Source organism: Paramesorhizobium leguminum (genome assembly GCF_003217235.1).
Classification (GTDB): domain Bacteria; phylum Pseudomonadota; class Alphaproteobacteria; order Rhizobiales; family Rhizobiaceae; genus Paramesorhizobium; species Paramesorhizobium leguminum.
The window spans coordinates 1-10,155 of the sequence record NZ_QJTF01000041.1 but is presented as its reverse complement, the minus strand read 5'-3'; the positions used below and the strand labels follow the sequence as shown (position 1 = coordinate 10,155).

11 protein-coding genes and 1 pseudogene are annotated in these 10,155 nt (G+C 52.4%); 11 read left to right on the top strand and 1 reads right to left on the bottom strand.

The genetic code is table 11. The features are described from left to right. Window positions 1-44: 44 nt before the first annotated feature. The 11 genes and pseudogenes from C7477_RS18310 (at window position 45) to C7477_RS18265 (ending at window position 9,666) form a co-directional block, all read left to right on the top strand. Window positions 45-370 (top strand): annotated as a pseudogene (locus C7477_RS18310) (conjugal transfer protein TraD). Between the two features lies 1 nt (window position 371). After that, window positions 372-635, top strand: coding sequence for a conjugal transfer protein TraD (locus C7477_RS18305; protein ID WP_110754785.1), 264 nt, complete (start codon window positions 372-374; stop codon window positions 633-635). Next, window positions 635-775 (top strand): hypothetical protein, encoded by a 141-nt coding sequence (locus C7477_RS19045; RefSeq protein WP_181418469.1) that lies wholly within the window; start codon window positions 635-637, stop codon window positions 773-775. Before C7477_RS18305 ends, C7477_RS19045 begins: the two co-directional genes overlap by 1 nt. A 382-nt stretch (window positions 776-1,157) precedes the next feature. Further along, window positions 1,158-2,141 (top strand): chromate resistance protein ChrB domain-containing protein, encoded by a 984-nt coding sequence (locus C7477_RS18300; RefSeq protein ID WP_110754784.1) that lies wholly within the window; start codon window positions 1,158-1,160, stop codon window positions 2,139-2,141. 89 nt (window positions 2,142-2,230) lie between these two features. Further along, window positions 2,231-3,595: a chromate efflux transporter gene (gene chrA / locus C7477_RS18295; protein WP_110754783.1), complete on the top strand. Its 1,365-nt coding sequence runs from the start codon at window positions 2,231-2,233 to the stop codon at window positions 3,593-3,595. Window positions 3,596-3,875: 280 nt separating this feature from the next. Beyond that, on the top strand, window positions 3,876-4,784 hold the full coding sequence (locus C7477_RS19445; RefSeq protein WP_110754782.1) for a Fe-Mn family superoxide dismutase: 909 nt from the start codon (window positions 3,876-3,878) through the stop codon (window positions 4,782-4,784). Between the two features lie 80 nt (window positions 4,785-4,864). Then, the gene (locus C7477_RS18285) at window positions 4,865-5,977 is read left to right on the top strand and encodes a hypothetical protein (RefSeq protein WP_110754781.1); all 1,113 of its coding nucleotides are present in this window, start codon (window positions 4,865-4,867) and stop codon (window positions 5,975-5,977) included. A gap of 12 nt (window positions 5,978-5,989) precedes the next feature. Beyond that, the gene (locus C7477_RS18280) at window positions 5,990-7,471 is read left to right on the top strand and encodes an MBOAT family O-acyltransferase (RefSeq protein WP_110754780.1); all 1,482 of its coding nucleotides are present in this window, start codon (window positions 5,990-5,992) and stop codon (window positions 7,469-7,471) included. A gap of 18 nt (window positions 7,472-7,489) precedes the next feature. After that, window positions 7,490-8,698, top strand: a complete 1,209-nt coding sequence (locus tag C7477_RS18275) for a class-II aminoacyl-tRNA synthetase family protein (protein WP_110754779.1) — start codon at window positions 7,490-7,492, stop codon at window positions 8,696-8,698. Window positions 8,699-8,713: 15 nt separating this feature from the next. Next, entirely contained in the window at window positions 8,714-8,941 is a 228-nt protein-coding gene (locus C7477_RS18270; protein ID WP_110754778.1) for an acyl carrier protein, read from the top strand. Beyond that, window positions 8,938-9,666: a 4'-phosphopantetheinyl transferase family protein gene (locus C7477_RS18265; protein ID WP_110754776.1), complete on the top strand. Its 729-nt coding sequence runs from the start codon at window positions 8,938-8,940 to the stop codon at window positions 9,664-9,666. The genes C7477_RS18270 and C7477_RS18265 overlap by 4 nt, the downstream gene beginning before the upstream one ends. Before the next feature lie 188 nt (window positions 9,667-9,854). Here the strand turns inward: C7477_RS18265 and C7477_RS18260 are convergent. Beyond that, window positions 9,855-10,155, bottom strand: a 301-nt coding sequence (locus tag C7477_RS18260; RefSeq protein WP_425373600.1) for an IS3 family transposase, incomplete at its 5' end; no start/stop codon positions are given.

The following is a 10,155-nucleotide window of genomic DNA, read 5'->3' as shown; positions in this document are numbered from 1 at the left end:
TATTATCATTGCTCGACCACGAACGAAAATGATGGAGACGGCACATGCGCAAACCGAGGGACTTTGATGCGGAGCTGAAAGCGCTGGAAGACAAGACGCGAGAACTGAAAGCCGCAAGGTACAGCAGCTCGGCGAACTGGTGATCGCCACCGGGGCAGACACCCTCAGCGCCGAAGAACTGGCCGGGGCGCTGATCGTGCTGGCCGAAACCACCGACGCCGGAAAAAGAGAGGCATGGGCCAAACGCGGGGCCGCGTTCTTTCGCAGCAAATCGCGCCGATCTGCTGCGGCAAATGACGATGACGCGGGCGGCCATCAAACGCAACCGAGCGGCGCGCAATCGGCATCAAGCGGCACGGGCGCGGCATGATATGCGCACCTGGCAGGTCGAACGCCGCAAGCGCACGCGCCATCTCATCAAACTCGGCGGTCTCGTCGTCAAGGCCGGTATCGTGGACCTGACCGGCGACGACCGCGCCATCATCCTTGGCGCACTGATCTGGATGGCCGAAAAACTCAAAAGCGAGCAAGGCGAACACGCGCGGCAACTTTGGGCCGGGAAGGGGAAACAGGCGTTAGCCATGGACCGGAAAGGACAGAGGATGCCGGTCGCACGAGAGCCTGGGCAGGTGTGATGGCGGGCGGCGCGGAGATCTCAACTATCGCAGCGCCGGCCGCCATCACGCGGCTTGCCGCGTGGGGCATCATTGACGTAATGATGTATGAGGGCGGCGACCGAGTTGAGCACGCCGAGGCGGATGATGTCGGTCAATAAGAGCGGAGCCGAACTGCAGAAGCGAGGCTCGCTATGCAGTTGGCGCTGTTGCCTGTTCCTCTTCAATTTGTGACATCACCAGCGCGATAACTTCCTGCCGCTCCGCAACGTCTTTCACCGGCGAAAACAGTGCCTCACCACCTCGAATCCTTTAACGGTCTCTCTGTGCGTTGCCATCCATTCCAAGCAGTAAACGGGCGGGTCGCCCCAATTGGAAACGACGATACTCATACGTCATGGTCTCCGGTCGCGCAATTCACGCTACCCTCTAGGGTGGCCGTTTGGCATGCTGCTGTAACGAATGCAAAATAATTGGAAAAGTTTTCGATGATCCAGTCCATGAGCCTTGTAGGCACAACGACATAATTGTATATATTGCTACATGAATAAAACCGCCCTACACTGGCTTGTTCTGGTGCTTTCGCTGCCAACACAAAGTGCTACAGCCCGAATGCGCATTTGGCGCGCACTGAAGGCGCTGGGCTGCGCTGCGCTACGCGATGGCGTCTATCTTTTGCCAGCCGCGCCTCCACACCAAGCTGCCTTAAAAGGCCTCTCGGACGAATGCGCACGCGAAGGCGGCCATGCTTGGATCCTTTCAGCGGTGGCAACAGACCCTGAAGACGCTCAGGTATACCAAGCCCTTTTTGATCGAAGTGGGGACTATGCGGCTCTGATCAAAAGCTGGAAGGAATCCGCAGCTTCATTGTCCAGGCTGGGACCCGTGGAACTGGTTCGACTGCTTAAGAAGTACAGGCGTGAATATGATGCATTGCGCGCGATTGACTTCTTTCCAGGTGACGCCGGTATTGAAGCTGAGGCATCATGGCGGGATTTTAATCACCAAATAGACCAATTTCTATCACCCGACGAACCGCAAGAAACTGCGAATCAAATTCCACGCCTAAAGATAGACGACTACCAAGGTCGGCTCTGGGCCACCCGAAAACGCCTCTGGGTGGATCGCGTCGCGAGTGCGTGGCTAATCCGTCGTTTCATCGATCCTGCGGCTCGCTTTCAATGGTTAACCAAGCCAGCCGATTGTCCACGCGAGGCGCTTGGTTTTGACTTCGACGGCGCTGCTTTCACGCATGTGGGAGATAGGGTCACATTTGAAACATTGCTGGTGAGTTTCGGTCTTGAGGCCGATGCTGCGCTCTTGCGTCTAGGTGCCATGGTTCATTTTTTGGACGTAGGGGGGGCGTCTGTTCCAGAGGCATCAGGATTTGAGGCGATTCTTACCGGTGCCCGCGAACGATTGGCAGACGACGATGGCTTGCTGGCGGAGATCAGCACGGTGCTCGACTCGTTCTATGTACATTATCAACGTGACGAACAACGCACAAAGAAACCAGGGGACACGTAAATGAAAATGCCGGTTACGCTGCTTGATATGAGAAATCACTCAGGAATCTCATATCCGCTACCCAATTACCTCATCGCAGAAAATTCGCTATGAGCGCCGTGCTTGATGAGGACAGATCGTCCGTTGCGCCCAACGCAATCGACTTCGCCGAGGCATTCTGGTTTTGGTTGAAGCTAGGCTTCATCAGCTTCGGTGGCCCGGCAGGCCAGATTGCAATAATGCACACGGAATTGGTGGAGCGGCGGCGTTGGATAAGTGAGAAGCGATTCTTGCATGCGCTCAATTATTGCATGCTGCTGCCCGGCCCCGAAGCGCAACAGTTAGCCATCTATATCGGGTGGTTAATGCATCGCACGTGGGGTGGAATTGTCGCTGGCGTCTTGTTCGTACTGCCATCATTATTTATCCTGATTGCGCTGTCTTGGATTTACCTGCGCTTCGGCAGCGTCCCAATCGTCGCAGCCGTATTCTATAGTATTAAACCCGCAGTCACAGCGGTGGTGCTGCACGCCGCACATCGGATCGGCACGCGAGCTCTGAAGAACAGATGGATGTGGGGAATCGCAGCGGCGGCTTTCGTCGCCATCTTTGCGTTCGATACGCCGTTTCCTGCGATCGTCGCGGCATCAGCCTTGATCGGGTACTTCGGAGCGCGCTGGGCACCTTCGGTGTTTGCACTTGGTGGAGGCCACGGAGGGGTAAAGCATAGCTATGGCCCGGCACTGATCGATGACGATACCCCAACACCCCTGCATGCGCGTTTCTCTCGAAACCGGCTGTTGAAAGTGCTCGGCATCGGGTTGGGCATTTGGGCCATGGCAATGGGCGGACTCGTGGTTGCACAGGGACTGCAGGGGACACTGACTCAGATGGGTTGGTTTTTCAGCAAGGCTGCAATGCTGACGTTCGGTGGCGCATATGCGGTATTACCGTATGTGTACCAAGGCGCGGTGGAACAATACCATTGGCTCTCTGGTTCACAAATGATCGACGGCTTGGCGCTGGGCGAGACGACGCCAGGCCCCCTGATTATGGTGGTCGCTTTCGTGGGATTTGTCGGCGGATGGTTGCAGCAAGTCCTTGGAGCCGACACATTGTTCCTGGGGGCGGCGCTCGCAGCCACCGTGGCCACGTTCTTTACTTTCTTGCCGTCTTTTATCTTTATTCTTGCGGGCGGCCCGGCTATCGAGGCAGCCAAAGGAAAACTCGGCTTCACTGCGCCTCTGTCGGCGATTACAGCAGCCGTAGTCGGCGTCATTTTCAATCTCGCACTCTTCTTCGCGTACCACGTTTTATGGCCTCAGGGCTTCGGTGGTCGATTTGACACATTGTCTGCGGTCATCACCGCAGCGGCCGTCATTGCGCTCTTCCGTTTCAAGGTTGGTGTGCTGCCGCTGCTCGGCACCTGCGCGGGTATCGGGTTGGTGGTGGCATCGGTGTTGGAACTGCGCTGAGCCCGCTTGATCTCCGGCGGCATGTAACGCGATGCGGTTCGCTCGTCCACATCAGCCATCCGGACTGGCGCACCGCATTGGCCTCCAAGGAATCGAAAATATCCATTGCTAAAGCGATCGTTGTATCGCATATTACAAATATGTAGTAATATCTACTTAATCTAGTCGAAGTGGAATGCGCTTGGCTGGTGGGCTCTTTAGTAGCACGCAAGCGGCGTTGATACCGGTCCGTAACAGACCAATAGGCACCTCTTTTTAGGCAACGACGGGGAAAGCAAGAATGAAAACAACGCCTAAGCCACTTCCGTTCGACCCATCCGAGCTTCCAGGCTTGTCTGAGTTGCTAATACGTAGTCACCATGAGAACAACTACCTAGGCGCTGTGCGGCGGTTGAATGCTATTCGGTCGGAGTTATCGTCTGTAGACTTTCCATCGATTGCCAACTTCAATCTTAATGGATTGAAGCGTGAGGAACTGATCGCGGCTAACTCGATGCTGCTTCACGAGTTGTATTTCGATAGTCTTGGCAGCGCACCAGCCGGAATTCCTGCGCCAATGGCCGTTGCGCTAGCTGCCAATTTTGGGAGCGTCGAGCGCTGGAAAGCTGAATTTGAGGCCATGGCGCGCGCTCTTTCGGGTGGCTCTGGTTGGGTGCTCATGAGCTTCCTACCGCAAGACGGATCGCTGACAAATCAGTGGGGATCTGATCACGCCCATGCGCTTGCCGGTAGTGTACCCATACTTGCGCTGGATATGTACGAGCATGCTTATCATATTGACTACGGCGCGCGGGCGGGCGCCTACGTGGATGCATTCATGGCCAACATTCGCTGGGAGGGTGTGCATGAGCGTTATCAGCGGGTCGTTCACGATGCCGCCGAACCATACGCTGCGGCGCATGAAGAAGTGGAGGGCGCGCTACTTCTTGATGTACGTCGCGCCGGCGCGTTCGAGTCGGCAAGCGACTTAATTCCGGGCGCGATATGGCGGGATCCTTCATTGGTGAATGACTGGGGATCTAAACTCACCAGTGATCAGAAAGTAGTCGTCTACTGCGTTGCCGGGCACGAGATGAGCCGCGGCACAGCATTGCGCTTGCGAGCTGCTGGCCTCGATGCAAAGTTCCTAGCGGGCGGTATCGAAACCTGGAAGGCAAGCGGAAAGCCCATTTCATCAAAGGCTTCTTAGGGCGCTTTTCTCTGTTTGCGTGGTGGCGGCGAGAAGAACTGCATCAAGGTAATAGAAAAAGAATTTTCAAAGGGGGAGATATGAAGGGGCGATTTAAATCGGCTACAGGGCCACGTGCGCTCGTCGTGTGGATCGGCGTGGCAGCCATAACCCTGATAGCACTGTTAGGATTCTGCAATTATCTAATGAATCCCCTTACGTTTCGTGTTGGCGCACTGCGTAAAGTCGCTGAGGTATTAAATCGAGGGCAAAACTTCGCGCTTGATGATCCAAATATCGATTTTCGAGGGATTCGCCGCGAACATATACGACTTATGTCATCGGCACCTGATGTTCTGTTGTTCGCGGGCAGCCGTTTTGAGGTGGCTACAGCAAACACGTTTCCTGGACGGACGTTCTATAACGCTTTCGTCCATAATGATTATTTTGAAGACTTGCTTGCAGTAACTGCGCTTCTCGAAGAGGCGGACAAACTTCCGAAGACCTTGGTACTTAGCGCGCGGCACCTCTCCTTTCGCCCAATCAGCGATCGCGAGACCGACGAATGGCGGATGTTTTCGCCTGAATACAAGCGCATGGCGCAGCACCTTGAGATTCCTGTCGCCCCGGCACTTGAGAGGTTCCCAGTCAGTCACTATCAATCCATGTTCTCTATGGAATACCTAAAGCATGGGATCATAATGGCAATGCAAAAGACTGCGTTGCCTTATGGTGCGACTTCACAAGTAGACGACCCGGAAAGAGACATTCTTCATGCGGATGGTTCTCTGGCATTCTCCAAGAAACACATTGGCACGTTTACCCCTGAGTCCGCACGTGCAGAAGCTGCCGCTCAAGCGAAAAAACTCGGCAAAAAGAAAGCGTCGTTGCCTACCAGTGATGATGTGAAGTCTTTGGAAAAATTACTTCGATATCTCCATGCTAAGGGTGTTCAATCTGTGATCGCCATTACTCCTCATCACCCAGCATTCTGGGAAGGGGTTGCCAACGAAAACTACGGCCGGACGCTCTCGGAACTTGAAGCCCGCATCAAGAGCATCGCAATTAATAGCAACGCAGTGTTTGTTGGAAGTTTCGATCCGCAGATGGCAGGCTGCAGGGAAAGCTCGTTCCGCGACTACATTCATCTCGATGAGGTTTGTCTCAAGTCAATATTTGCCCAGATTCCTCCGCTTGTCGCTGCGAAGGATTAACAGGGCTTTACGATGCTATTCCAGACTTACGGATTCATATTCGGGTTTTTGCCAGTATTGGTGGTCGCGTCGCAATACCTGCGCAATCCAAATTTCAATCGCATTTGGCGAAATTACTTTATCGTTGTAGCGAGCGTTATTTTCTATGCTTTGCTGAGTCCAAGTTCTCTCCCATTTTTGCTTCTTTCGTGCTCAATGAATTTATTCATCGGAAATTTGATTCACCGAGCTAAAGAAGCTGAAACATCTATAACTGGCATACTCTTAGGAACGGGTATAACGCTCAATGTGATTTTACTTGTCACTTTTAAATACTCAGGTGAGCTTGGGTGGATCGGTATCCCCGGCGGATTCCTTCCGCTCGGAGCGTCCTTCATCACCTTCATACAAATTATTTATTTGATCCAAATGCTTAATGGAAGCCTGCGTAAGCTGTCGCCTATAGAATACTTACAAATTCCAACTTTCTTAGGGTACGTGACATCGGGCCCTGTCGTCAACGCGACCGAACTGGTTGAACAATACGACGCTCTGGAAAATAATAAGAGGTTGAATGCGGAACACTTGCTGGCCGGCATGGTACTCTTTGCAATCGGACTTTTCAAGAAACTGGTTGTGGCTGACTCACTGGCACCTTATGCAACTCTCATATTTGATGCGGCACACCAAGGCCACGCGATCTCGACAGGGGATGCATGGCTTGGAAGCATTTTTTACATGCTCCAACTCTACTTCGATTTTTCGGGCTATTCCGACATGGCGATTGGTATCGGATTCCTTGTTGGCATTAGATTGCCGTTGAACTTCAATTCACCGTTCAAAGCAACCACTGTAATGGACTACTGGCGTCGGTGGCATATGTCACTAACCCGGTTCATCACGCATTATCTGTATTTACCTCTTGCCGTTGCAGCCAGCAGATGGCTGGGAAGCAAGCAGATCGAAAGCGAAATGCCCCGATTCGCGCTGGCGGTGGTGATGCCGACGATGGTTGCCTTTCTCATTGCTGGAGTGTGGCACGGGAATGGCTGGACCTTCTTTACTTATGGGCTCTTCTGGGGAGGCGCGCTATCCATATTTCAAGTATGGCACCGCTATTGCCCTGTAAGGATACCATGGATGCTTGCCTGGGCTCTGACCATGCTCACAGCATTGGTTTCCCTCGTCATATTCAGAAGCCCATCGCTAAACGCAACAGGGTCAATTCTGCAGGCGGCTGTTGGCGCATCCGATAATGGGGTGGCGACGGAATTGTTACCGTCCGCGCTAGGATTGATAGCATTTATCTTGGTTGGAGCGCTCCTGGTGCTTCCGAATTCCCAACAGATATTAAGTCGATATCATATATCGAGCGATGAAGTGGAGGAACCGCCAAGCTTGTCCAAGCTTACTTGGTCACCAACACCCGCCGGGGCTGTGTTCTTAGGCACAACCCTAGTAATTGCGCTGCTGATGGGCGGCGGCCCCACGCAGTTTCTCTATTACAAGTTTTAGAATAAAAAGGGGAACATAATGAATATAATTGATACCGCAGAGTTCGTTCTTGATCTTTCGCGCGCCATAGACTCGGAGTTGGCCGCTGATATCGAGAAACAATCGGTCTATGTGAGCGAAGATCTCATTTCTCTGCGGGTGGTAGAAGAACAGACCAAGGTGCGGGTTACTCACAAAGCAAGCGGCAACGGCGATAAAGTGCGGGATAAAACGACACGTTTCCTCGACGCAATGCTTCAGCGTTTCCGCCGGATCGAGCCTACCGTACATTTCCAGCGGCAGCGCTCTCCGATAAAGCAGCTAGAAAGGAAAGTCTTTCAGCAGTTGGTAGAACGACATTGGGCCTTCCAGCACAGTGTGGGTGTGGTGAGTTTGAGCGGGCCGGCCCTCGAACTGCTGAATGCCGTGGATGAAACTTTTTCACGCGAATACAGACGACGGTTCTCCGCCGTGCCACGGGCATATCCTGCTATGATCAAGGCCAGTGTTCTGGCTCGTTGCGGCTATTTCGAAATGCACCCAAATGCCTTGTCGTTTGTGTCGCACTTAATTAACGACTTCGATGAAATTGAAGCGTTCCGCCAAGTAAACAGCGCCTCACACAAACTTCAAATGACTCATTCTGGCGCCTTCGCGCCTATACACCATTGCCTGAATCCAGCAGCCTGTTTTCCATGTTATGAAAATCTCGAAGACCAAACCATTGATTCCGATGGCTTGGTTCTGACGTGGAAAGGAAGAGTATTCCGCTACGAATCCGGCAATACCGTCGGGCTTGATCGCTTGGGTGAATTCAACGTACGCGAGTTGGTGTTCATCGGAACTGATGAATTTGTTAGGAAGGGCCGATCCGACGCGATGGATTTGACGGTCGCGATGATCGACGAATGGGACTTGTGTGGTCGGATAGAGACCGCAACTGATCCGTTCTTCGCTACTGTATATGCTGCCAAAACATTCTGGCAAGAAGCCATGGATGTAAAGTACGAGGTGTGCTTAGAAGTTGAGCCGAAGGATGAGGGAACACCTAGATCCATCGCCGCTGGCTCAATGAACCTTCACGGGGCCTTTTTCGGTGATCGGTTCAACATCCGCGATCATCTTGGAGAGCCTGCCTATACCGGTTGCGTGGGATGGGGTTTGGAGCGCTGGGTTCTGGCTATTTTCAGCCAACATGGATTGGACATTGCCAAGTGGCCGCAAGCGCTGCGTGCGCAGATTTCATAGAAAGGAAAGCTAATCATGACTTTGAAGAAACTTATCGCAGATGTTTTGCGTATTGACGAAAGTGACGTCACGGAAGAATCCAGCTCCAAAACTTTAAAAGCTTGGAACAGCTCTCGTCATGTTGAGTTGGTTATGGCGATCGAGAAACACTACAAGGTCCGATTTGGCAGCGCCGAGATTGCTGCATTGCAGTCATTTCGCCAGATCAGGGAGATGTTGACCAAGAAAGACGTAGTGATGTGATCGCGGGCGTGTTTTGGCTGCTACCCATCGGAATGCACAGTTTGCCGGAAGAAGGGCTGTATGCCTCGTGCATTGGAGAGCTCGAAGCAGCTGAGATAAACGCATACCAAAGAAATTCAGACCGGCGACTTGCTGGTTTTTCGCGAATTGCAGCCAGAGTCGCGGCAAGCACAATTGTCGAGGATCGCGTGCGCCCTAACGAATGGGCGTTTAGCCGGACGACCGCAGGTGCGCGTTTGTTGAGGGCGCCGAGCGGTCTGTCGGTAAATATTGCCATCGCGGATAACGAACATATTCTTGTCATCTACGCAACTCTTGGACACAGCGTTGGCGTGGATGTCGAATTATGGGAGCGTCCTTCGGGGTGGCGCGATATAGCAGAAAGATTTTTCTCTAAACCCGAGAGAGACCTTATCCAACGATTTCCCGACAAGAAAAGCTCGGATATATTTACCATACTTTGGACAGGAAAAGAAGCAATCGCCAAGGCTAGTGGTGCACAACTTGTCGATTATCTGGATGTATCACTCATCGGTCCGAGTGTGAAATGCCCGTATACGTTACAGCGAAAGGGGGCGACTTATGAAAAATGGAAGATTCAGTGGCTCGATATAGGAAGTAATCTGGTCGCTAGTTGTTGCGCTACAGGCGGTTCTCATAGGATTCCGGAAATCATGTCTTGTGATTGGATTATCGACCAATTGTCGTTTTTAGAGAATATGTAGGGCAATACGCGACACGATCCATTATCGTAAGTAGGCATAAACCAAATAATATTTCCAGTTCTTGCAGGATTTCAGGAGATTGGATACACGCACTTCGGTATTTATGTTTCGTTATGCCTCCCTTTGGAAACAAGGAATCGAGATCTGACCGAAGGTTTCCCTTCAGAGCTTAGCATTGATGATCGGGCCTAGATGTTTAGTCCCGGCATTTGATGGATCGGATCGAGAGTGAAACGTTTCGGTTCTTTTGTCCAGCATTTGCAAATGAATTCGTATGGTGTGAGGCCTTTCAGGGTCTTCAATCGTCGACCGAAATTGTAGGCGGATACGAAGTCCTCGAGATGCTGGCGGAGTTGGTCGTGGCTCTCATAATAGAAGCGCTTGACGGTCGCGTCGTATGCCTGCGGCGAGGGCCGTCTAGTTTGATTTGTAGAGCATGGTCTAGGCTCATGCCTTATGACATGGTCTCCAGTTGTTTCCCCCATTGAA